This window comes from Candidatus Litorirhabdus singularis, assembly GCF_026262625.1.
Classification (GTDB): Bacteria; Pseudomonadota; Gammaproteobacteria; order Pseudomonadales; family Halieaceae; genus Litorirhabdus; species Litorirhabdus singularis.
In genome coordinates this window covers 990,762-1,017,004 of sequence record NZ_SHNN01000002.1, presented here as the reverse complement: position 1 = coordinate 1,017,004, position 26,243 = coordinate 990,762, and the positions used below count along the sequence as shown (strand labels likewise).

General features: G+C 53.3%; 7 protein-coding genes. 6 read left to right on the top strand and 1 reads right to left on the bottom strand.

Going from position 1 to position 26,243, the window contains the following annotated elements; translation table 11 throughout:
* Positions 1-4 precede the first annotated feature (4 nt).
* A complete protein-coding gene (xseA, locus tag EYC98_RS13010) occupies positions 5-1,384 on the bottom strand; it encodes an exodeoxyribonuclease VII large subunit (protein ID WP_279245773.1) in 1,380 nt (459 codons plus the stop codon).
* An 86-nt stretch (positions 1,385-1,470) separates the two neighbouring features.
* Between xseA and guaB the strand changes: the two genes are divergently transcribed.
* The 6 genes from guaB (at position 1,471) to EYC98_RS12980 (ending at position 26,231) form a co-directional block, all read left to right on the top strand.
* Complete coding sequence (gene guaB, locus EYC98_RS13005) at positions 1,471-2,940, top strand: IMP dehydrogenase (protein WP_279245772.1); 1,470 nt, start codon at positions 1,471-1,473, stop codon at positions 2,938-2,940.
* Positions 2,941-2,991: 51 nt separating this feature from the next.
* The gene (gene guaA / locus EYC98_RS13000) at positions 2,992-4,566 is read left to right on the top strand and encodes a glutamine-hydrolyzing GMP synthase (RefSeq protein ID WP_279245771.1); all 1,575 of its coding nucleotides are present in this window, start codon (positions 2,992-2,994) and stop codon (positions 4,564-4,566) included.
* A 108-nt stretch (positions 4,567-4,674) separates the two neighbouring features.
* Positions 4,675-6,579: an acyltransferase family protein gene (locus EYC98_RS12995; RefSeq protein WP_279245770.1), complete on the top strand. Its 1,905-nt coding sequence runs from the start codon at positions 4,675-4,677 to the stop codon at positions 6,577-6,579.
* A 479-nt stretch (positions 6,580-7,058) separates the two neighbouring features.
* Positions 7,059-7,607 carry a DUF501 domain-containing protein gene (locus EYC98_RS12990; protein ID WP_279245769.1) on the top strand — a complete coding sequence of 183 codons (549 nt, stop codon included), beginning with the start codon at positions 7,059-7,061 and terminating at the stop codon, positions 7,605-7,607.
* A gap of 68 nt (positions 7,608-7,675) precedes the next feature.
* Positions 7,676-8,290, top strand: coding sequence for a hypothetical protein (locus EYC98_RS12985; protein ID WP_279245768.1), 615 nt, complete (start codon positions 7,676-7,678; stop codon positions 8,288-8,290).
* Between the two features lie 370 nt (positions 8,291-8,660).
* Complete coding sequence (locus EYC98_RS12980) at positions 8,661-26,231, top strand: leukotoxin LktA family filamentous adhesin (protein ID WP_279245767.1); 17,571 nt, start codon at positions 8,661-8,663, stop codon at positions 26,229-26,231.
* Positions 26,232-26,243 lie beyond the last annotated feature (12 nt).

The following is a 26,243-nucleotide window of genomic DNA, read 5'->3' as shown; positions in this document are numbered from 1 at the left end:
GCGGCTATTCATTCTTATTGTTCACTGTCTCGCTACTCATGCTATCAACAACACTACTGAGCTGCCCGTGCGCCAACCGAGTATGAATAGTCGCGCCAACATGGGTTTGACTCGCATCTGTCAGCACCGCCCCGTCCTCGGTCGTGACTAACGCATAGCCGCGCTCCAGTGTTGCCAGCGGGCTTAATGAGTTGAGCATGCCGGTGGTACGACCAAGACGACTGCCCTGGGTCTGTAGCTGCAGTCGCATCGATGAGCGCAGCGCTGCCATTGCATTGTGTAAAGCATAGCGATACTGACTGATGCCGCGTTCTGGCGAAAGTCGGCCCAGATGAGCGCGGGTCAGGCTTAATTTCTGGCGCCGCCGCTCCATCTGGTTCGATAAGCTCAAGTTCAAGCGCAGTTCGAGGTCGTCCAGGCGCTGAAACTGTTCCTGCAGGCGTTCACCGGGGTGTTTCAGCAGGCGGCGCAGATTTTGCACACCCTCTCGTTCCGCGCGCAGTCGTCGGCTAATACTCCGATACAGTGCCTGCTCGGTAGAACGCAGGCTGGCGATGAGCTGGGGTTGCTCCGGACTGAGTAATTCTGCGGCAGCGGAGGGAGTGGCTGCGCGCGCATCCGCGACAAAGTCAGCAATGGTGAAATCTACCTCATGGCCGACAGCGCTGACGACTGGAATCTTGCTGGCGTTTATAGCTCGGGCGAGAGTTTCATCATTAAACGCCCACAAATCTTCGATACTGCCGCCGCCGCGACCGATGATTAGTGCGTCAAATGGCGGTAGATCGGACATCTGATAACGATTGGCGTAGCCCACAGCAGCGGCCAACTGGGGGGCGGCTGCTTCGCCCTGAACCGCCACCGGCAGGAGTGTCAGCCTGGTGCCAGGGCTGCGGCGCTTGAAAACGGTGATCATATCCCGGATCGCAGCACCGGTTGGTGAAGAAATGATGGCCACATGGGCGGGGTATTGCGGCAGAGCTTGTTTGAGTTCGGTATCAAACAGGCCTTCAGCCTGCAGTTTTGTCTTGAGTGCCTCAAACGCCTGTTGCAGCCGGCCGGCACCCGCCGCCTCCATGTGCTCAACTACCAGCTGAAACTCGCCGCGGCCCGGATAAAGCGATGCAGAAGCCCGAATACGCACTTGGTCGCCATTGGCAGGGGCGAAGCGGACACGCTGATTGGTGTTGCGAAACATAGCGCAACGCACCTGTGCACGGTCATCTTTGAGGCTAAAGTACCAGTGCCCAGAGCCAGGGCGGGCCAGGTTACTGATTTCACCCTCAACCCACAGAAAATCAAAGTGATTGTCTAAAACACGCTTTACCCGGCGGTTAAGCTCGCTGACAGAGAGGGTTTCTGGGTTAATTGGGGTCGATTGCAAGAGGGTATTAACTTGTTTTCATTTACGCAGGTACCGCGGAAGATTTATAATTACACGTTTAACCCCGCAGCGGAAGAGAAACGCCCATGCTACGTATCTCCCAGGAAGCCCTGACCTTTGACGATGTGCTGCTGTTGCCTGGATATTCTGATGTCACGGCAAACGACGTCAGCCTCAAGACAATGTTGACCCGTGAAATCGAACTCAATATACCGCTGGTTTCAGCGGCCATGGACACCGTCACCGAATGGCGCCTGGCGATTGCGATCGCCCAGGAAGGTGGTCTGGGTGTTGTGCATAAGAGTATGACGATTGCCGAGCAGGCTGCGCAGGTCCGCAAAGTCAAAAAATATGAGAGTGGCGTCGTCACAGACCCCATCACTATCCAGCAGAACGCGACCATCGCTGAATTGCTGGAGCTGACCCAGGCCAATGGTATTTCTGGCGTGCCGGTGCTCAAAGGCAATGATTTGGTTGGTATTGTCACTCGGCGCGATATGCGTTTTGAGACCGATATGGCTAAACAGGTGGCTAGTATCATGACCACCCGTGAAAAGCTGGTCACCGTGCTGGAAGGCGCCTCCTCTGAGGAAGTACAGCAACTGCTGCATCAACACCGGATTGAGAAAATTCTGGTGGTCAATGATGCCTTCGACCTACGCGGCATGATTACCGTTAAGGATTTTGACAAGGCTGAGAGTTTTCCTCGAGCCGCTAAGGACGCCGCAGGCCAATTGCTGGTAGGTGCTTCTGTCGGAACCAGTCCGGATACCGATGATCGCGTCAGCGCGCTGGTGCATGCGGGTGTAGATGTACTGGTAGTGGACACTGCGCACGGTCATTCCGCCAATGTTATTCAGCGCGTGCAGATGATTAAGGCGGATTACCCGCACATGCAGGTCATCGGTGGCAATATTGCTACGGCTGCTGCTGCCTTGGCGCTGGTTGAGGCCGGTGCCGATGGGGTCAAGGTCGGTATAGGGCCGGGTTCTATCTGTACGACGCGGATTGTGACGGGTACCGGTGTCCCGCAAATTACTGCTATTGCCAATGTCAGCCACGCATTAAAGGGCACTGGTGTCCCCGCGATAGCGGACGGTGGTATTCGGTTCTCCGGCGATCTTTCGAAAGCCATGGTCGCAGGCGCTCATTCGGTGATGATGGGCAGCATGTTTGCCGGTACCGAGGAAGCGCCTGGAGAAGTAGAGCTCTATCAGGGCCGCACGTACAAATCCTACCGAGGAATGGGCTCTTTGGGCGCTATGGCCCAAACTCAGGGTTCCAGTGATCGTTATTTTCAGGATGCCAGTAAAGGTGCCGAGAAACTGGTCCCAGAAGGTATTGAGGGCAGGGTGCCTTACAAAGGGCCGGTCGCGAGTATCGTGCATCAGTTAATGGGCGGCCTGCGCTCAGCGATGGGTTACACCGGTAGCCATACCATTGAAGAGATGCGCAGCAAGCCCGAGTTTGTGCGGGTCACCTCAGCCGGTATGAGTGAGAGCCACGTGCATGATGTGTCCATTACCAAGGAAGCGCCCAATTATCCAGTGCGCTAACCCCCCGCGGGGGTTCCCCGCAGTTTCTACCCCATAACGCAGGACAACAGCTTGACTGATATTCATTCCCAGAAGATTCTCATCCTGGATTTTGGCTCCCAGTACACCCAGCTCATTGCGCGGCGCGTGCGTGAGGTAGGCGTGTTCAGTGAGATCCACGCCTATGATATGTCGGATGAGGATATTCGTGCTTACAATCCCAGCGGCATCATTCTGTCTGGTGGTCCGGAATCCGTAGCAGCGTGCAGTTCGCCGCGCGCACCGCAGTTGGTGTTTGAGCTGGGCGTGCCGGTACTGGGTATCTGTTACGGCATGCAGACCATGGCCGAGCAGTTTGGGGGCAAGGTGGCTGGCTCCGACGTACGAGAATTTGGCTATGCGCAGATAACGCAAGTGGGCAATGGCTCACTGCTGCATGATATTCGTGATCACATTGATGAGCAGGGCCGTGGTTTGCTGGATGTGTGGATGAGCCATGGCGATAAAGTCGTAGAGCTCCCCCCTAAATTTGAGCTCATGGCGGAAACCGAGAGCTGCCCGATTGCGGGGATGTTCCACACTGAGCTGCCATTTTCGGGCATCCAGTTTCACCCTGAAGTGACTCACACCGCTCAGGGCAAGCGTATTTTTGAGCACTTCGTATTGGAGCAATGTGGCTGCGAACCGCTGTGGACGCCAGCTAATATTGTCGAAGATGCGATAGCCACCGTGCGTGCACAGGTGGGCACCGACAAGGTACTACTGGGTCTCAGCGGCGGCGTTGATTCATCTGTGGTGGCGGCGCTGTTGCACAAGGCGATCGGCGCTCAACTGACCTGTGTTTTTGTCGACAACGGCTTGTTGCGCAAAAACGAGGGTGAGCAGGTTATGGATATGTTCGCCCTGAATATGGGTGTCAAAGTGATCCGCAGCAATGCCCAGGAGTTGTTTTTGTCGCGACTGGTAGGGGTTAACGACCCTGAGAAGAAGCGCAAGATTATTGGTAATACCTTTATTGAGATATTTGACCAGGAAGCGGTTGGTATTGAGGACGTGAAATGGCTGGCTCAGGGAACAATCTACCCTGACGTTATTGAGTCGGCGGGCGCCAAGACGGGCAAGGCCCATGTCATCAAGTCGCACCACAACGTTGGTGGTCTGCCGGATGACATGGCTATGGACCTGGTAGAGCCCCTGCGCACCTTGTTCAAGGACGAAGTTCGTAAGATTGGCCTGGAACTCGGTCTACCCCATGACATGGTCTATCGTCATCCGTTTCCGGGACCCGGTCTGGGTGTGCGTATTTTGGGTGAAGTTAAAAAGGAATATGCGGATCTGCTGCGTGAGGCGGATGCCATTTTTATTCAAGAATTGCACACCTCGGGTTACTACCACAAGACCAGTCAGGCGTTTGCCGTATTTCTACCGGTCAAGTCGGTGGGAGTTGTGGGTGACGGCCGCCGTTACGAATACGTTATCGCGTTGCGTGCCGTAGAAACGGTCGATTTCATGACCGCGCGTTGGGCGCATCTACCTTATGAATTGCTGGAAAAAGTATCCAACCGCATCATTAATGAGATATCCGGCGTGTCCCGGGTTACCTACGATATTTCCAGCAAGCCGCCAGCGACTATTGAGTGGGAATAGCTTTTCTTTTGTAAATTTTTGATTTATTAGATTCTGGTTATGGCGCTCTTTCAGAGAATCACGCGGCAGTAACTAAATAGTAACGTTTTTTTCACGGGTGAAAATTACTTGAAATATCGTGCTGAGATAGACGGGCTGCGCGCCCTAGCTGTGATCCCAGTAATCCTTTTTCACGCTGGGTTTGAATGGTTCAGCGGTGGTTTTGTTGGTGTTGATGTATTTTTTGTGATTAGTGGTTACTTAATCACTACCATCATTATCTCAGAAATGGCTGAAGGTAAATTCAGCATGGTAAATTTCTACGAAAGGCGAGCTCGTCGTATATTGCCGGCGCTGTTTTTCGTGATGGCTGCATGTTTACCCTTCGCGTGGCTGTGGCTTACACCAAGTGATTTGAAAGACTTTGGTCAGAGTCTTATTGCTGTATCGTTTTTTTCGTCCAACATGCTATTTTGGTTAGAAAGCGGATATTTCGATACTGCTGCTGAACTCAAGCCGCTACTCCATACGTGGAGTCTGGCTGTAGAAGAGCAGTACTACATACTATTTCCGATATTCTTAATGTTAACCTGGCGATTAGGGGTAAAGTGGATTTCAATAATTTTATCGTTTGTCTTCCTGTTGAGTTTAGGCTTAGCAGTATTGGGAACCCAATATGCCACTAATCCCCAAATAACATCAGGAACGTTTTTTCTCCTTCCCACAAGAGGATGGGAGTTGTTGGTTGGCGTATTTGCTGCGTTTTATTTGAAATACAAAACCCATCTAAAATCACGTACTTTTAATCAAATTTTAAGTTTACTCGGTTTTAGTATGATCGCTTATTCGATCATCGTCTTCGATGAAACTACTCCATTTCCAAGTTTGTACGCTTTGATCCCAACTATTGGAACCGGTTTGTTGATTCTGTGTGCCGTTCCAAAAACTATTGTTCATAATCTGCTAAGCCTAAAGGCTATTGTTGGTATCGGGCTCATTTCCTATAGCGCCTACTTATGGCACCAACCTTTACTGGCATTTGCAAGACATAGAGCAGTAGGAGACATTTCCGAAGTTCTTTTATTAATTTTATGTAGTGCTTCATTAGTAATGGCCTGGCTTAGCTGGCGCTTCGTTGAAAAACCCTTTAGAAACAAGCATGTTTTTTCTCGTAAGTTTATTTTTGTTTTTTCGATTGCTGGAATGATTATCATCAGCGCAATTGGAATCTATGCGGATGTTAAAAATGGATGGTTTGATTACGTCACAACTGAAAATTTAGATATAACTTCTGGTGATATTGGGCATGATGAATTTCACTTATATGTAAAGGAAAATTATTCTTTGTGCTCAGATGAAGTGATATTAAGTAAAGCGCCGGTTTGGGATGGGCTCATCAGGTGCCAGCAATCGTCGGATAATGCACCTGATGTTGCCATATTTGGTGATAGTCACGCAGAGCATTTATTTTTAGGGCTTAACGCAGAGTCTAATAATGATTACATTTACCTTATAAGAGGAGGGGATGCTTTTGCAGGAGAGGAAACCCACCAGTATTTAATCGACTACATTGTAAACAACACAGAAATCAAAACGGTTATTTACTCTATCTATTGGCATAAAAAATACGACAGATATGGCGAAGATGTTTTGAATGAAAGATTAACTCAGACGCTAAATTTATTTAGTCAAGCTGGGAAAAATTTGATAATTGTTGCTGATGTGCCAGATTTTATTTTTGATGCTAAGTTTTGCTATTACGTGAAGATGTTCAATGAAAAGAAACACAAATGCGGCATCTCTATCTCTGACTTTCAATCGCAGAGAAGATATCTTCCTATGCTAAAAAGAATAGCCTCTGATTTTGGAGCTGAATTATTAGATCCGTCGGTACTTTTTTGTGGAGATGAAGAATGCAATATGGTGAAAGATCGAACTATTTTATACAGGGATAATGACCACATAAATATTCCGGCAAGCATTATGGTTGGAAAGTTTTTAACTCAAAACTCTTCTATATTAGATAGCGACTAATGTTAAAGATTTATTTTTTGTGAAGAAGTACAGCGGACAGGATACGCACTAACAGGTGTGACTTAATTGCCATGTCCAAAAAGTAATTTATAAGCAGTTATCAATTGCGTGCTTGAAGTAGGGCATTAGAATTGTAAAATTTCCAACAGCAAAAATATTAAACTGATCTATACGATTGAGTGGGAATAGTCCATGTCGCCGCCGCAAGACCAGTTCACCAAGCTGTTTGCTTCGGTTAGAGCTCTCGCGGGGCTGTGACTCCCTCTCTGAAAACAAAGGATGGTCGGTCTGTACATTATGCGCAGCAATCTTGGTGCTATAGCTGAAGAGCCAGTTAGCGGAGAGCCATAAAACCTACTCGGGCATGCTGGAGTAGTGGAAAAAAGCGGCTTTTAGTTTTTGAAATTATGTCTGAAGCGGCGTGGCACCGGCCGCCGTTAACGTTATTATGGCAGCATCACTTTATAAAGAACCCTACCGTGAATACCAATGTTCCCCTTTTATCCGTAGATCCTGACGTTTCGATAGCAGATTCTGAGCTTGTTGCTGAGCTCCTTGGTCGCAGTCCCCGTGGCTTAAAGTCTATTGCGATACGCGCAGACAATGGGTCGCCAGTGGTCATCCAGGTCTCCAGTCTGGTCGATGAAAAACCGTTTCCTACTCTATTTTGGCTGGTTGATAAGCAGTTGAATTATGCGATTGATAGAATGGAGGCGGGAGGGTTTATCACTTTATGTCAGGCGCGGGTCGATGCCTCGACAACATTACAGCAGGAATTGGCTGCTCAGCATCAGGCTTATATCGACTTGCGACATTCGCTGACCTCCCCAGAAGAGCAGAATACTCTGGAGAACCTGGGTTTTTCGGCGCCTTTGCAGCAGCGAGGGATTGGGGGTATCCAGAATTTCTCGCGTATTCGCTGCTTGCATACGTATTACGCAGCACACTTGGTGGTGCCTAACAAAGTGGGCGACATGGTTGACGACTATTGGTTGGCTGAGGGTATTTCTTTTTCGCACCTAGTCTAAGAGTTAGCTGGCGCTGCTCAAACATGAGCCTACTGATCGCATTCATAAACTGGCAGAGAAAACTACCCATGGATAAGTGTTATAGAGTCTTACTACTCTCAGTGGTATTCACATTGGCTTTTACGGCCTGCTCCACAGAGTCTACTCGCGGCGCCGCAGAGGGTGCTGCGGGTGGTGCGGCGGTGGGGGCTATCGGTGGCATGATGACGGCGCTGGTATTTGGCGGCGACGTTGGTGATGCCGCTGCTCGTGGCGCGGTATGGGGGGGCAGCACGGGTGCAGTTACAGGTGCTGTGCGTGGTTCCCAAAAGGCGGAGAGTAACCAGGAAGCGGAGCGCCGTAGGGTAGCTGCGGAAATGGAGGATTTGCGTCGCGAGCTGGGAGACGATGCCTATCGCGGTCTGGAGGCGTTGGCCAGGTGTAAGCACACGGTGGCCATTGCTTATGCGGAGGCCGCCCAAACAGACAAAAACTATGATTACGCGTTGGCCGGATACTGGCTGGAGGTGATGAGTGTGGCAGAGACTGATGGAGAGAACGCAGCTGTGGCTATGCTTCCGGGATTGGTAGAGCGCGATAGCAAATTGACTTCTACCACGCAGGCCAAGGTCTTGTTAATAGAGGTTATCACTGACCTGGAAGATATTCGGGAACAGGCCGGCACGAGTAGAACCTGTCTGTAGGCTCGGCTAATTGTGTAGCTACCGGGAGTTAGCCGGTCTGTTGCTGTGGCTGCGGCCCTTCCTTTGATTGAGGCTGCGGTTGCGCCCACGTATGGGAGGTGCGCCGTACAGGCTGTCAGGTTTATTTACAACAGCCCAATCTGTCGCCTAATGGGGCGTTCTACTGCTTTGATTACACAAGCATTTTAGTAAGGGGCATGATTATTGCTATATCTGATTGTTTGTGAAGCGCCAGCGGCTTCCGTCGTATCAGGCGAAGCCGGTACCAGTGCGCAAACTTTGCCATAACCGAGTGACGAATATTGCCTAAAAGCTTGTTATGAGTTACTTTTCTGCGTTGGATCAAAAAATTGACATGGATGCTAGAAAAATGCGTAAAGTTCTCGAAGAAGAGAATCTCCCCTTGACCCCTTCAGCATCCTTAACGCGCAACCCCAAGAGCCTACGTCCGCTCTCCCGCGCGGTGGCAGAAGTGTGTGCAGGACTTCGCGGGAAACGCTCCTTGCCGCGCTCTGTCGGTTGGGGCTTACTGCTATCCAGCGGGGCTATGCACGCTGTCGCAGTGGATCATAATATCGCTGTCGATGGCGCGACAGCGAAGTATGACCCAGTTGGCACTGGCGGCAAGAGCTTTCAAATAACTAACGATAATGTCAAAGCTGGCATTCCGGTCAATGTGTTCAAACATTTCGTGGTCGGTACCGGTAATACCGTCAAGCTCGTGGTGCCTGCAGACGCCAGTAAACTGGTTAATATCGTAAAAGATAGTCAGCCGGCGGTACACGGCATTCTCAATAGTTATAAGAATGGCGCACTCGGGGGAGACGTGGTGTTCGCGAGTTCCCATGGTTTCCTGGTTGGCGAGAGCGGGATTGTTAACGTGGGCAGCCTCACCGTGCGAACCCCGACCGCCGTGGACATTGATAGTCTGATCGACGCTCCAGCCCGATTACTCGAGGGGCCGGAGGCATACTCTCTGGCGGTCTCGCCCAGTGGTTTGATTTCAATCAGTGGCAAGATCAACGCCAAGACCAGCGTCGACCTCCATGGGCATACCGTCACTGTTGCTGGCAGTATTACAGTGGGTAACGCCAGACAGGCATCCTATGTGTCGCTTGCGGATGTCATGGCGGTCAATGTGGGCGATTACACGGCCCCGGTAGCGCTTAAGAGTGACGGCGGAACTATCCGGATTGTGGGTGCTGACAATGTCGCGCGTCCTCAGGATTCCGGCTCTTCTGACATTGGCGTTGATGTCAAAATTGCGGGAGCGCTGTTAGCCGACGGTGGTATTACTATCTCAGCAGAAGACTTTTCGCTGGTGAGTGGTGGTCAGATTGATGCTCGTCGGACGGTTGTTCCTGCAGACGGTGGTGCGGACGTCGGAGGTAATGTTCGCATTGATGCGATTGCCGAAAGTGGGGTGGGTTTTGGTTTGGCGGAAGCCGGTACCTCAATCTCCCTGAATGGCAGTATATGGGGCGACGAAATAGTGGCCAGCGCCAGTAGTTCGGCGGTGTCTTCATGGTTCGACGAATCGGCGGTTGTGCCGGTGTTTGAGCTTAGCCAAAGTCTGATTACCGGGCTTTCAGCCTACTACCTGGCCGCGGATGCCTCCGCCCGCGTAGAGGTAGGTAGCAATGCCAATTTACAGGCTGGTGGTGATATCTCGCTAGAAAGTGAGTCGTTATCCTGGACCCAGGCGACCTCCATTCCGCTGTCTGCGGGCGGTGCGTTTTCCCAGGCGTCCTTGGCGGCAATTTATGCCAGCTCTGACGCAAACAGCGAAACGCGCGTCAAGACAGGTGCAACCTTGAATGCGGGTGGACAGATCACGGTCGAGTCACACAATGAGGCGGGTATGCTTGCCTCCGCGGTCGACCTGATAGCTGATGATGCAAATGTTGCGGTCATGGCCATTGCTATTGGCGAATCAGACGTTAACTCAACCGCCATCATAGAGACCGGCGCGATCGTGACTGGAAACGGGCTGGAAGTCGCCGCAGAGAACCAGAACTATTACGAGGTTACGGCGACGGCTGCCGGCCTTAAAAACACAAGTTATGGTCTGGCTGTAGCGGTAGGCGACTTTGACACAAATGCCACCGCTGAGCTGGGTGCGAGCTTCAACCCGGATGATGCGGGCGGTGTTCGCACCGCTAACGGTAATGTCACCATCACTGCACTGGACCGCACTGTTAACCAGATTGTGCAATCAGGTGTGACGGTGGGGTCTCCGGCTCTGTTGCGAACCAAGGCACTCAAAGGCCTGGTCAATGGTTTAGGCAAGGTACAAAACTATTTAACCGGGAATCTTACCAAGCTACCCGACGGAACCAGCGTGCCCAAAAACAGCCAGGGCAAGGTTGATCTGAAGGGCGGTCTGGCGTTCACGCTTAACCTTTCAGATCACGAGGCTTATGCCTACCTGGGCACAAACGTAGAGGGCCAGAACGCGGCTCCTACGGTGGCTACTAGCGGCGGAGTGGCAGTGATTGCACAAACCGACCTCGGGACTGACAATGTCGCGATTGCCGGGGGCAATCCCAATGCGGCACAGGGCGAGGATCAGGGCGCCTGGCGAACATCTGCTGAGTCCGCTATCGCCTCGCCGGAGGAGGTGAGTAATCAGTCGGAAGCCAGCCTCTCTGTGGCGGTGAATATCGCGACCAATACCAGTGATGCGGTTGCCGAGATTGGCGACTCAGTGACAGTCGATGCCAGCGGTGTAGCGGTGCAGGCGCGGCAAAAAGTCCCCGCGGTTTCGACCTACGACAAGTTTGAAAGTTTGGCAGGTGGACTGCAGCGCTTAAAGACTTTTGTTAATGGCGTCGGCGGTATACAGAGCAATATATTGACTTCTTTCGCCAATGCCGGTGCCGATGCCCAGACATCCGCCACCGGTGGCTCCGTCAATGTCGTGGTTAATGATCTGAACACCAAGGCCTGGATTGGCGACAATGCGAATATCACAACAAGCTCGAGTCAGCCCTGGTCGGTAGACCGAGTGGTTGCTGGCAGACTCAGAACACCGGGTATTACCGGTTCATCGCGGCCTTTTAAAGAAATTACATACAGCTTCAATTTTGATGCAGCGGCCATTGATGTCCAGGCTTACAACTTGAATGAAAGCATTAATATGGCTGGCAATATTGGCGCCTTGGGACTCCCAAGCGGAGTTGGCGCCAATGACGGTGGCGGAGCTGTGGGCGGGAGCATCAGCTTTATTCAACAGAACGCCACGGCGGTAGCTGGGGTTGGGCAAGCCACGCTGAATGCTAAAATCGGTGGCAGCTTGCAGAACGTGTTGGTCAAGAGCAACACCGAGGAACGGCACTTCCTGATTACGCCGTCTTCTGGCGCGAGCAGTGGTATGGGCTTCAACGGCGTGATCGCTATCCTCAATGGCGAAACACTCAATCACGCGTCGCTCAGCAACCAGGCAAAAGTTAATGTAGCCGGACTGGAAGTGTTAGCTGATCACGGCTTCGGTAACTGGGCTATAGCCGGCGCTGCCAGCAGTGCCAAAGATAGCGCCAAGGGCATCGCTATAGCAGTGAATATCACGCAGGGCGATAACAAGGCCTACATCGGTGACAATAGCGCTGAGGCCGAGCGTGTCGAGATAGAGCTTGAGTCCGGTTCCCGTCCCGCGCCTGACTCGCCCAATGGGCCCCCCGTCGAACGCGGTATTCTGGCCAATAACGTCACCGTGCGTTCGCGATCTGGCGGTACCAATGGCGCAATATCATTGGCAGGAACCGTCAGTGGCTGCACCGTAACTACCTCGGTAGACTGTGGCCCCTCGAGCACCCCTAACCAGTCTCAGACCTACTGGAATTCCCTCAAGAATGGCCTGAGTTCGGCGTTTAACTCTGCCAGCTCCGGCAACGGAGATGCATCTCTAAATTCAGTAACCACCCGGGCTCGCAGCTCTGAAGGTGCATCTTCCGACCCAAGCTCACCCTCGCTCAACGCGAATAGCACTGGAAGCAGCGGCGCCGGTAGTTTTACCGTAGCGGTCAACAATATCGACTCCAAGGCCTTTATTCAGGGTGCCATCATTGGCAGTGAAGACAGAGGTGACGACAGTGGTGAAAAAGTAGAGGTGAGCGTTAAGGCCCTCGAGAAAGTGATATCAGCCGCAGTGGCTGGATCGGCGGCGGTTTCTTATCTGAAGGATGCGAACCCTCAGCCGGCGCGCCAGAATACGATAGCCGGTGCTATCGCCTACCAGATTAGTTTTAATGACGCGTTGGCTGGTATTTCCGACAGCAGTATCAATCAGGCAGGTAATGTCAGTGTGGCTGCTCTGCATGGCGGCGAACTCGTCTCTATCGGCTTATCAGCTGCCGTATCAAAGGCATCCCAGACAACGGAAACCAACAACGGCGCGCTGTCGATTTCCGGGGCTCAGATTTACGATGGAACCTCGGCACGTATCGATAACAGCGATATAGCCGTGTCAGAGGATGATGCCTTAAGCGTTGAACCAGAGAATCTTGAGGTTTTCGCCTACAGTGATTCCGATATCGGCGTTGGCGGCGGCGCTTTGTATGTTGGCGGTAGCAAGGGCGGCGGATTAGCTGTTACGTTTGCAGAGATCAATGATCCTTCCGCTATGTTTTCTGCCTACAATGAAGATGTCTATTCTGGCGCTGCCGTAGAGGCGGTGATTAACGGAGGCAGTCTCAGCAATTTTGATGAGGTGACTGTAGCCGGGTCGTCATTTAATGTCATCGGTATTGGTGCTGCGGGTGGTGGTTATTCCGGTGTTGAAAATTCAAAGGGATATGCTGGCAGTTTCGCCATAGGATCTATCGGCGCTGATACCTTGGCGGATGTTGATGGGGTTTCTATTGACGGTGTTTCAGGTCTTTACGTGAACGCCAGCAGTCAACGCGATGAAGCGCTTGAACAGCTTATTGATGGCTTGGGCAGTAGTACGCTGAATCAGGAATTTGATTTCAGTGGTGCAGATGCTATCGATAACAGCAGTATTTATACCACCGAAAGCGGTGCCGAGAGCAGCTATGACTCCGGACTGGAAGGGAAACGCATTACCGCGGTCGCTGGCCTGGTTCAGGTAGGTGATAGCAATGTCGGTATTTCTTATGCCCATGCGGATGTCTTCAGTGAAACTACTGCGAGCATCAAGAATACCGATGTCAACGCCGAAGAGAGCGATACTGAGGCGAACACTGTTAGCGTTGAGGCACGAGATGATTCTTTGCTGTACTCGGTTTCTGTTGGGGTAGGTGTTGCTACCGGTTCCAGAGCAGGGGTGGGTTCTGTTGCGGTTAATCGACTGAACAATAAGGTGATTGCTGAAATAGGTGACTGGAATGGTGTTGACCGCGGTACTGTTAAGGCTGAGAACGTCCTGGTTGCCGCTAACAACGCCATGGATCTCATCAATGTAGCGGGCGCCGTTGCAGGCAGCACCGCCGGCAGCGCGGGCCCTGGACTAGTCGGAGCAGCGGGCCTGGCCGTTGCGGTCAATCTGGTGGGTACTGACGCCCACGAGACTCGGGCGCGGATAGCCAACACACAACTGTTGGTTAGTGGTGACATACTCGTGCGTGCCATTAGTGGCGAAACCAACGATCACAACTTGATGGTGGGTAATGCGATCGGCGTAGGCGCAACCAATGGCAGCAACGCCGCGTTTGCTGGCGCCATCGGCGTTAATAATATTGACCAGTTGGTTGCCGCATCCATTAAGGATGTTGGTACCAACCGTGACGGCGAGGTCGGTGCTGACGAAGGCGGTGCGGTCGTTGTGCAGGCCTATGACTTTACCGACAGTGTGGCTACCGGCTGGATTGTGGCGCTGAGTAACGGTGGGGACAGTGCCGGCGCGGCAATTGGAACCAATCGGGTTGATTCCGATGTGACAGCCGAGGTGCTGGGCGACGCAAGTACACGTGGTAGCACGACCTTGAAGGTCCAGGACATTAAGGTGGATGCGGCGCGGTATAACGAGCTATTGACGATCAATGCCGGTGTAGCTCTGGCCAAGGGCAGTGCTTTGGCAGGTTCGGTAGGTACCGGAATTATTGATGGCAACGTGGTTGCGCGTATTGCAGATCAGGCTACGGTCAGCGCCTACAACAATGTGCTCGTGAACGCCGATGCTTACAGCGAGAATCTGGTGGGTAGCGGTGCGATTGGCGTAGGGGTAGACGGTAACGCCGGTGCGCTGGCGATTACCACGTCCATAGAGTTTGGCAAAACAGAGGCATACATAGCGGATGCGTCTGTAGACGCTAAAGGTAAGAATGCCGCAAACCTGCTGACCGTAGATACGGGTGAATTAAGCAACTATGGCGCGCTGCTGGACTTGTCAACTTCAGGGGAGGTTGAAGAAGGCGATACCGAAGCCGAGGAGTCGAGTGACCTGCTGGATCAGGCGACGACGGGTTTCAGCCTGCTGAGTCTGGAGAAAAGCTCGGAGAATGTTTCGGGATTGGTTGTCAATGCGACCAGTCGTACCAAGCAACAATCCGTATCGATTGGCGGTGCCGGCGCGTCCTCAACTGCGCTGGTGGCCAATGTGGCTACCAACGTAGCGACCAGTACTACTGAAGCCCGGATCACCAATAGCACAATCAATATGAGCAGCGCCGATGAAGCAGGTGCCGACGTTCGCGTTAGGGCCAGTGCCCATGAGGCGGGCCTGGCGTTATCAGCAGGCGGAGCTGTATCGCTGAGTGGTAGCGCTGGCATTGCCGGCTTTGCAACCAATAGTCAGCAGAAATCGGCGCTGGCGACAGTGTCAAACAGTCAGATCAATGCGGATGAAGTAGACATTGCGGCCAAGAGTTCCAAGGTGGCGCAGGCGGTTTCGGCAGGGATTGCTGCCGGGGCGGGGTCCGGAGGACTGGGCGGGGCCGCTTCCGTGGTTATTACCGAGCAAGCGGGTAGTACCCGAGCCTGGTTGCGTGGTGGTACCGTTACTGCCAATGAGCTGACGGTACAGTCTGACCGTCGCCAGGAAGCTAATGTTGCTGCCGGGTCAGTGGGCATTGGCGCGAAAGCCGGCATTGGATTTGGTCTGGCGGTGAACATTGTGGGTGGTGACAGTACTGCGCTTATAGGCAATGATCTCAGTGACGCAGGCGATACGCGAACAACGGCAGTCAACGTTACAACGGTTGCGGTTGACGCCGCTCGTTTCGAAGACGTGAATAGCTACACCTTTGGCGCGGGTGTTTCACCGGGTTTTGGTGGTGCAGCCATGATTGATGTGACTGAGTTTCGAGGCGAGACTCGCGCGGCGATTCATGGTCGGGCAAACTCCACGGGAGGTGGTTACAGCACAACGCTACGCGGCAAGAATGCCAGTGACGCTGCCACTACTGTTACCGTGAGTGCTCAGGAGATACTCAGAGCCAATCACGCTGCTGCGGGCATTGGTGTCGGCAAGGTTGGTATTGGCGCCGTGGCGAATGTTGTCCTCGGGCGCAGTCAGGTCTATGGCGAAATTGTTGGCTCCGACATATCCGCGCAGTTGCTCGATATCGACGCTAACGCCCGGCGCGAGGCAGAGCTTTTAAGCATAGCCGGCGCGGCGGGCAAGTTTGCTGCGGCGATTAGCATAGGTGTGTCTATGTTCGGCCAAGGTGATACGACGGCTGATGATGGCACCAATGCGGATGATGAATTTGACGGTTCTCGGGTGGTGGCTAACTCCATGCTGGGACAAGATACTCTGGCCTCCAACGCCAGTATCACTGCCGCAGATCGCGCCAAGATTACTGCTACGGGTGTATCGGTAGCAGCCGCTACATCTGGTACTTCTAACACTACTACGATGTCCGGAACATCGCTGGCGCTGTCCGGAGAGAGCGTAACAGCAGCAAGAATTTCCGGTGGCCGTACCGATGTTGATGAACTCAATGTCAACAGCAGTAATCGTATACATTCTTCACAGAGTATAGGTGCGGCCCAGGTCTCTTTGGCCGGTATTGCTGGCGGTATAGGTATCACCCGGCTATACGATATGAGTATTGCCACCGTAGATACAGATCTCTCGGCTGACACAGTGGTGGTTGATGCGCGGGCGGGCAATCTTTCAGCCGCCGATGCGGCAGCCGAGTCGAGTTCCTTTGTTGGCTCGCTGGGCGGCATAACCGTCGTCGTAAACTATAATGATGCGCGCAGTGAACAGCGTGTGGTTGCTGGAGTCGCGGGTGCGACGGGCAGCGATAGCGGCGACTTGACCATCACTGCTGTAGATACGACTGAAGTGCGGATCGGTAGCCTTGATGCAGGCAGGCCATCTTCCGTGGCAGATGGTGATGTGAGCGTTACCTTGGGCGCCGGAGCCGTTGGTGTCAGCGTTGGTTATGCAGAAAAGAGCGGCAAGGTGGATGCCTGGCTGGGTAAGGCTGGGAGATCTGTTGACGGTTACAACAACCTGACGATTGATGCCAGCAGCGCAGGCTTGGTAAAAGCCACGGGCTTCGGCTTGGCGGGCGGTATCGGTGGCGCTCTGCAAGGGGTTATTACAACCGCAGAAGACAATGCCAAAGTCACTGCAACACTGGACGGTTCGGTTAGTACCGGTACCGGTCTGTTAAAGCTGACAGCCCAGTCTGCGCCAGAGCTGTTCTCCAGCGCCTTTGGAGTAACACTGTCCGGATCAGCCTCAATGGGTGGTTCGTTTGCCTATGCCACAACCAACACTGAGGCCAAGACCGTAGTGGCCGATGGCGTGACCTTCGGTGGTTTTGGTGATGTTGAAGTGCGTAGCGAGACTGGCGACGGGTCGCGTGAGGACTATCAATCCACCTACGCGGCGGCATTTGCGGCTTCAGGCGGACTACTGTTAGGGATTGCTGGCTCAGAGGCCAACGCGACCAACAATGCTCAATCAGTTGCGCAGATTGGTGACAATGTCACCTTGCCGAATGCCAACTTTAAGGTTCTTGCCCGCCACACGGGCATTCAGATTGCAGAATCCGACGGCTACTTTATTGGCCTCGCAGCCGGCGGGTATCAGACCGGTTTGGCGCAGTCTTTTACTTCCACTCGGGTGGAGTTCGGCAGTAACCCGAGCTACCTTTTAGGGCGGCAGGGAGATTTAATTCTCGATGCGACCAGCTTGAATGAAAACCAGGCATTCACCACAGCAGGCGGCGGCGGTGTCTTTTCCGGCAACGCAGCAGAATCGGTTGTCGATGCGGGGGATCACAGTAGCGGGCAATTTTCTGCCGCTGTACTGCTGGACGACTGGGATGGCATCTATCACGAGTTGCCGGTTGATGCCGGTAACGTACAAATCACGGCCAAGACCGAGGTAAGCTTTTTTGCCGGTACCAGCTCGCTGACGGTTTCAGCTGTCGGCGGCTCTGGCGCCGAATCTGATGTAGAGGTTGATACAACCGCGCGGGTTGAACTTGGCGACAACGTAAGTTTTGAAGCTTCAGATATAGATATTGATGCCATTAACGAGGCGCGGCAGATCCAGACTCCTTACAACTCGGATTTTGGAATGAGCATTAATGCTGGTGGTGGCGGTGGAGCCAACGGCAGCGCGGGTCTGTCATACCAGAACCTCAAGGGTCTGGCAGCTCAGGTGGAACTGGGCGATAACGTCAAACTTAAAGTTTCACAGTTGTCGGGTGCTCTGACACAACGGATCGCCATCGACGCGCTTACTCGCTTCAATGTTTTTGACCAAGCGGTTCTGGAAGTAGGCGGCGCGTTGCAAGGCGCGGGCACCGAGTCCGATGTCGATGTTAACGTCAGTAATACCATTACCCTCAAAGACAATGTTCATCTTGAAAATAGCATCGGGGCGGTTGGCATTGGCGCCTATGCGTCTGGTGCGGCGAGGTCTTCAGCCAATGTGACCGTATGGGCCATTGCGGGTGTTGCTGGAGGTGTTGCTGACGCTTACGTGAACGTCGGCAACATCGTATCAGTTGGGGATGATTTCTTTGTTGATTCTATCGAGGAAATCAGTATTCATGCCGGTAAGTCCTCCGACGGGTTTGGGCAAAATCTGGTGCAGGCTACTGCCAGCGCAAATGTCTATAACTGGACGGCGACTCCAATTCCCGCGGGGAATAGGGCTCGCGCTCGATCGTATTTGAACAACAGTTTGGTGCTGGGTGATGGTTTCTCGATCGGCAGCGATGGCGATGTCAATATAGGCGCGATACAAGGCACACTGCTGGCCAGCGGCCAGGGTGTTGAGCGTAATCCCTATCTGGAACTCTTTAGCGCTGAGACCAAGTTTGGTTCGTCGTTGGTTATCGGCGACAATACCTTGAAATTCGGAACCGGCACCGTGACGGCCGGGCAGTATGCGCGGCAGCTTGTCAGGGTTAATCAAAATGGGGCCATTGTCGAGAACCTCGCCCGTTTTGGCACTGCTGCCGAACTGGACGATACATTTTCTTCGCGCGGCCAGTTAGAAGCATATATTGCCGAATTAGATGCCAGAATTGCTGAGCTGCAGGCAGCACCGGTGTCCACGTCTGATCTGTCTGGCGCGGCGGGCGAAGCGCTTATCCTGCTCGCGACGCAAGGTGCAGTGGATTCTTATCGCGGCCAGGTGCAAGTGCTATTGGATAATGTTGACGCTACTGCTGATCCCAGCTACGCAGCGACCCTTACTCTGGAACTGAGTGCACTGGATGCATGGTTGCCAGGAGACGAGCTCGAAGTTGCGGTGATAGATGGGTCCGGAGCGGGTTCCGGCGGTGGCGCCACGACAACAACCTCAACCACCGGCGTGAGCCCTTACCTGGCACAAATAGAGGACTTGCGGGCTGAAAAAGTCTTGCTGCTGGCTGTTGTCGATGACCTTTCAGCGGAGGCAAACAGGGTCATAGAGGTCAAAGATGTGCGTGCGTCTGCCGGCAATATAAACCTGGTGGCCGAGTCGATTACGTTAGAAGGCACGCAGGAAGAAAAGCGTTTCACCGCACTGGGTAATGCCACTATCGATATCGTCAACGAGTCTGATAAGCACCTGCAGCTTGGCAATCTTCTGATAGCTAACAAGAATGGTGGCAATGTGTATGTCTCAGGTGGGGCATCGCGAGTGGTTGGCGATATTCTCGAAGACCTAGGAGTCAGGGTAGATCCTGCTGATGTAGATTCTCCCTATAAGGCTGGCATGTATATCGTGCACGATCCCAAGGGTGCGAATCGTCTCAATGCAGACGTCATTGTCAATGCCGAGTTGAGAAACCTTTTGTCGACGGTGGATATTACTGTACGTGAAGGTGATTTGCTGCAGCAGGCGGTGATTGAGGCTGCCTCTATTGATCTGGATGTTGCGGGTACACTTTTGCTCAATCAGCCCAATATTGATCAGGCATATACTCGCTCGCCTTCCAGCCTAATTAATTTTGTACAACGCTGGTCGCCTTCAGAGGTAGATTTTGTCCATTATTACTTGAGCGACAAATATTCAACAGCCATAGGTGCTACGAACATAAACGCCTTCAATGGGTGGTTCACTGGCTCCGCCTTAGGCGGCTATAATGCTTTTGGTTTTCAGGGAGTGTCCCCAACACCCTACTATGCTGCTGAACCCTATGGCTACGATCAGATTAATGTCTACTTTAACTGGGGTTTCCGTACGGATTCCTCGGCGGCAACTCCGTCCTCTACTTTTTATAACTTTGGATCAGATACTTCCAGGGGCGGTACAAAGTGGGGTTTCCGGGCAATAGCTGATAAACGCGGCGAGCTCCAGGAAACCGCAAGCTATCAGGATGTAAAGAACAGCTTTACGGCTAACCCTAACATCGATGTGGGCGAGCTAACCCCTAGCGGAGAGCTGTTGGTTGGTGGCAAGGTGATCATTAACGCCCGTCGACTGGATATCAATGGCACCATCCGGGTTGGCCGGGATAATAATTGGACGGCCAATGTAGGCACTGGCTTTGATAGTGTCATCAGTGAGTATGTGAGTGATTTGGGTCTGGTCGCGGGCGATACCGTTGAATTGTCGCCCGGTGAGAATTTCACCAGAAGCTTTTTCAACCCAAATTATCAGCCATTCACATTGTTCCCGGACTACGACCCGTCGTTTTATAGCGTTAAGACTTACGATTTTGATATCTCTAAAACCGCCAATAGCGAGGGTATATCCCTGATCTATGATGTTGGGACTCGTAAACTACAGGTCGAGGAGGTCCCTGTGAGTGGTGGTGGCTATGTGGCAATCAGGGCGGCTATTTCCTCGACGGGCGAAGACGGGAAAATAGTGGTCAAGGATGGCCTGGGGCAAATTTCTGTCAACAACCTTTCCAATACAGAGTTAGTGGTCGGCAAGCTTAGCCCTGGCGACAACCCAGAGGGTATTATTCGGATCACCGACCTTGATAAAGACCGAACGAAGTCACAGTGGTACGTGCATACGCCTGGCAATCGCATAGATCAGTACGAAACGTCGGCTACGGCAGTGTCCTACCTGGACGGAGCCTATAAAGGTAGTTTCGGTGGTACCGGTGAGACGGTTTCGACGACTTATACACCCAAGCAGGGCCAGCTCTTCTACTTCCGTGATAGCGCAACGCTAAAGCGCAATGTAGAGCTGCCGCCGGATGGGTACTTTGCCAGGCACGCGGGTGTTGTTGGAAGCTGGGGTTACGAGAAAGACTGGGGCGGGGAGCCGGATTCCTATCGTTATACAGACTGCGGGGCGGCACCGGGCGCCTGTAGTAACGGCGTCGCCAAGGCTTTTCTGCAGCATGAATTCGAACGTAGCTGGGAGCGGTCAACTGGCTTCAGCGCATGGAATTTGAGCTACGCACCCTATTACGGAGGCGCGCTAGTCGCTGCTGATCCGTCGATCAAGATAGCCAAAGAGCTGCACATGCGATCGAATACTTACATTAAGGCGGATCATTCTATTCGTTTTGAATTTACCGGTGCGTCTACAGGCAGCGTATCGCTGGACTCAGTGGCGTCTCTGGAGCTAACGGGCAACATTAGTAATCCTCTGGGCACCACATCTATTAATACTGATGCCAACTTGATCCTCAGTGGTAATGCACAAATTACATCGGCAATCACCAGTATTACTGCCAATGGCAATATCGGCGAAAACGGTAAGGCACTCAAGGTACGTTCGGACGAGCTTTCGCTCGTCTCTACGCAGGGCTCAATTAATTTTGAGGCTACAGCGCTGAACAGTAATGCGATAGAGATCGGTGAACTGAGTAGTCTGTACAACATTGTTGGAGTTGCAGATAAAAGCCTTGTAGCCCGAGACGCTTCCACCCTGATAAGTGCTGACAGCATCAACTTGACGAGTCGCACTGGTAGCATTGGACAGATCGGCACAATGGGCCAGCCTGCGAGCCACGAGTTTCTCGAAATTGATGTGGCGGGTGCCGTTACACTGAATGCGGAGACCGATATCGCGGTATCTCAACGCGATGGCGAACTATCGATTCTAAGTATTGCAGCACGTAACAATGTGGTGCTGCGTGCCGACAATGGCAGTGTTGTGAACGCGATTGGTGGGCAGGCCAAGTCAGCCGAGGAGCTAGCTGAGCAGGCAGCGGTCTGGGATAGTCTGAGCCTGCTCGACGGTAGCTCTGGCGATCGCTATGTCAGCGCCTACGAAAACCAGTTTGTCAGCCGTTATCACGGTTACTGGTTAATAAAGTTGAGGTTAAGCGACGACAGCGAGTCTGGCTTTGCGATTGACCCCGATTTCCTGCCGGGTCTGCAGGCGCGCTATGGAGTAACTGATGTCGATGAGCTGACTGCTCTGGTCAAATCTGAATATGATGACTCGAAGCGCTGGTTTGCAGATCAGGTGGCAGAGCCTGAGAGCTTCGCCAGCGTTGACGATATCATCGGTCGTGAGCAGAAAGGAGTGTTGGTTGGCTACGAGTATGGCGACCTGCTTGACGGCGCTTATGACAGCGAGTTCACGCTTGAAATTGCTGAGAGTAGTGACTGGTACGCGCAAATGGTAGAGGGCTCCCAGTGGAAGCAAAGCCAGTTGGATATCAGTATCTCCGCAGCGGCCCTGAGTGCAGATGCTGCCGGTCAGCTCACCGATCGGGCTCCCAATATAGTCGCATCGAATATCAATATAGTCGCCAATTCCGGCAGTGTCGGTGAGAACCTGGAAGCGATGGAGTTTGCGATTGATCTGGATAACCCGGGTACGGTTAGCGATGAACAGAAAACAGCGCTCTTGAAAGCCGGTCCTGGTGACATTCAGCAAACAGTGGATGGCCGCACTGTGACTTTGACCGTGGCGCAGGTGGACCCGATCAAAGTCGAGACCAATGGCGAATTGAACGTGTCTGCTCGCGATGAAATTTACATTGAGTCAGAAGCAGCGCTGCGGCTTGGCGAAATACATTCCGCAACCAACGATGTTCGTATTATTGTGGGTAACGAGATTTCAGCAAGCGCGGGTGTGATCAACGTTGTAGGCCGGGATGTCTTCCTGGCGAATACTCAAGGCAATATAGGAACACTGGGGCAGGCCCTTTCATTACAGGTCTCCGGTGCGCTGAGACAGGCCGGAGCGGTCGGTGATTTGTATCTGACCCACCTCGGCAGTGACTTGAAAGTAGGCTCTTTAGAAGCGGGTGGCATACTTTCCCTGAGTAACGACCATAGTATCCTGGCCGATGATAGCAATCAGTTTATGTTGGCTAGTCAGGTTTTTCTGGACAGCGGAGCCTTTGACCTGGGTGCCGTGGACAGCCGCCTGAACCTCACGGTGAGCGGCCCAGATGGCCTTACTATTAATGCCGCTAATGCGTGGTTGAATCTTAATGGTGCTGTAACACAGGTGCTTGGTGATATACAGGTCGCGGGTCAGTTCCAGGTAGATGCCGAGGCTGGCGTGGGCGTGGTTGGCGATATTAGTGCCGATACGTTGACGCTCAATGCCGCAGGCGCTTTGAGCGGGACTGCCGGAGCTTCTCTGGCTGCGATTGATGCCATTGATATTACAGCGGGCAGCGTCGATCTGGCTGCAGTTGCGGTGTCAGCTGACTCGGGACGATTGGAGGCGAATGCGGGCAGCCTCAGACTGGGCGATTCTACCTTGCGTGCTGGCAACCTGGATCTTCTGGCCACCGCTGCTCTTAGCCTGAACGGCGATGTTGAGATTGCGGCGGGTGATTTGTTGGCCGATGCCCAAAGTATCGAGATGCTGACGGGTACTAAAGTGGTTGTAGATGGCGAAGCGACCTTAAGTGCTATAGATGCCGTTAGTTTACAAATACTGGATGTTACCGGCGACCTGACTGTGACCGCTGCGCCGGCTGCATTGAGCTCGGGTACGATTGAATTGCTTGATGTGGTTAGCGCACAGGCCATCGAGTTGCGAGCTAATGACGGTATTGCCGTGCAGTCCACGTTGACCGGTAGCAGCCTGATGATTGCTGCAGGTGCTGGTCAAATTACGGGTGCGCCCGGTGCGCTGTTACGTTCCACAGTGGGTGGCGTGAGCCTGTCCGCTGCCGGTGTTGCATTGTCAGATGGTGTTATCGGGAGCGCCGGAGACATACAAATCACTGCGGCAGAGCAGGGTGTTGGGCTGGGGCTGGTGACAGCTGCCGGCGCGTTGATGGTGGACAGCGCAGCGGGTATAGACCTGACGGATAGTGTGCAGGTAGCGCAAACGCTATCGCTAGAGTCGGCGGCTGGAGACATCGCGGTGCAATCGGATGTGACCGGCGGTAGCCTGGCACTTGCTGCAAGTGCGGGCCAGATCACGGCGACGCCCAATGCGTTGTTGCGTTCTACGGCGGATGGGGTGAGCCTGTCCGGAGCCGGTGTAGCCTGGTCTGATGGTGTTATCGACAGCGCCGGAGACATACAAATCACTGCGGCAGAGCAGGGTGTTGGGCTGGGGCTGGTGACAGCTACCGGCGAGTTGGTGGTGGACAGCGCAGCGAGTATAGACCTGACGGATAGTGTGCAGGTAGCGCAAACGGTATCGCTAGAGTCAGCGACTGGAGACATTGCGGTGCAATCGGATGTGACCGGTAGTAGCCTGGCACTTGCTGCAAGTGCGGGCCAGATCACGGCGACGCCCAATGCGTTGTTGCGTTCTACGGTGGATGGGGTGAGCCTGTCCGGAGCCGGTGTAGCCTGGTCTGATGGCGTTATCGACAGCGCCGGAGACATACAAATCACTGCGGCAGAGCAGGGTGTTGGGCTGGGGTTGGTGACAGCTACCGGCGCGTTGATGGTAGACAGCGATGCGGCCATACACTTGACAGAAGATGTTCAGATTGGTCAGTCGGCGTCGTTGCAGGCTGCGGAAGAGATAGAACAAGGCAATGGTGTAACACTTGCTGCGATGAACTCGGTCAACCTGCTGGGCTCGACCGTGAAGATGGGTCGCGATGCCAGCTTGCAAAGCGGCGATACGCTCTCTGTCGATAGCACACAGGGAGATGCGGTATTGGCACTATTACAAGCCGGTGGTGACCTGACGGTCAACAGCGCTGCCAGCGCTCTGTTTCAGCAAGTGGTTAGCAGTGCTGGCAACTTGGTTGTTGATGCCAAGACTGATGTAGTCTCGGCCGCTGCCATGGTGGCAGAGGGCGCCCTGATGCTAGAAGCGGGCCAGCACGTGGGGCTCGGTGGAACACTGAGCAGCGGCGATGCACTCAGCGCCACCGCGGGTGGTGATTTATCGATCGCCAAATCTATAGTCGCAGGTGGCGAATTGACGCTGTTAGCCGGCGCAGGTCTGGTCGCTCTGAATGGCAGTATTGATGCCGGTTCTGACGCAATAGTAGACAGTGCGGAGCTGGTAATGGGACGTGATTCCTACCTGTCGACTGCTGGCAAAGTCAGTATAGGCAGCGTAGGTGACATGTTGCTGTCATCTGTCAGCACTGCCTGGAACGGGGAAGAAGCGCTGAGCCTGATTAGCGGTGGCGCTATTGAAGGCCGGACCGATAGCCCGCTTCATGTGCGTGCCAGCGGCTCTGACTCGGAGGGCCTGATAATGGCTGCAACGGGAATCGGTAGCCCGCTTGTGGTTGATATGCCATGGCTGTCAGCACAAACCTCAACGGGTGATATCAATATTGTTGCGCAAAGCGGTATGCGCTCTCCCCTGATGGACGCGCGTAATGGCAAGGTTCAGCTTCAGGTCAGTGGCGATCTGGTGCTAGGCGATCTACTAGGTAACCCTTATCTCTGGGTCGACGGAACTTTGCAGGCTGACCGAGTGGTGATGGAAGAGGGCAGCATTGCAGCCAGGCAGGGACTGGCTGTGAATCAGCTTGATTTGACGGGAGGAGGGCCAGTGGCTTTTGAGTCAGATGTCATCGATGTCCAGGTGGATAGTAATGATGCGCCTGAAACCCGTCTTTCACTGACAGGTTTTGGTGGTGGTAGCGCAGAGTCGATTGATTTGACGGTTCGTAATACTGCAAAGCTGAGGCTGGAACAGCTCTATACCAACACCGGGTCATTGCAGTTTGATGGCGCCCTGAGACTTGCTGAGGGAATCGTCGACAGCAGTCTCGACATTGAGTCCAATTCCCTGACCATGAGGTTGGACAATATCAAGCCCGGCGCTATCAATGTTGATGCTCAGCTGCTGACGCCGTATGGCGAGTTCTGGCTGGCTATGAGTGGAACTGAGGTGCGCACTGATGCGGTGGTTTCGCGCTTCAGTGATCCTGTATCGCTGTTTTTTGCTCCGCCAGAAGATTTGTTGGCAGGTGTTCAAGCCGTTGAACGCGCTTCTATTCTGGACGCTTTTCAGCGATTAAGTACGGAAAATCAGGTACAGAGGGACCTGCACAAACAGCCAATCCTACCCGCCGTATCCGGTACTCAGCGTCTCCAAAACGTAAGTATTGAAGGTGGTGCTATTCAGGCCAGCTTTATTGATACGGTGGCTGGCCAGGAGTTGCCGGAATCGGATTATAAATGGCTGGAAGTTTCCGCTAGCGGCGGTGGCGGCTAGTGAACTGCAGAA

Bases quoted from the DNA above. Each gene is read 5' to 3' on its own strand.
- guaB (WP_279245772.1), top strand. From the start codon at position 1,471: ATGCTACGTATCTCCCAGGAAGCCCTGACCTTTGACGATGTGCTGCTG.
- EYC98_RS12985 (WP_279245768.1), top strand. From the start codon at position 7,676: ATGGATAAGTGTTATAGAGTCTTACTACTCTCAGTGGTATTCACATTG.
- EYC98_RS12980 (WP_279245767.1), top strand. From the start codon at position 8,661: ATGCGTAAAGTTCTCGAAGAAGAGAATCTCCCCTTGACCCCTTCAGCA.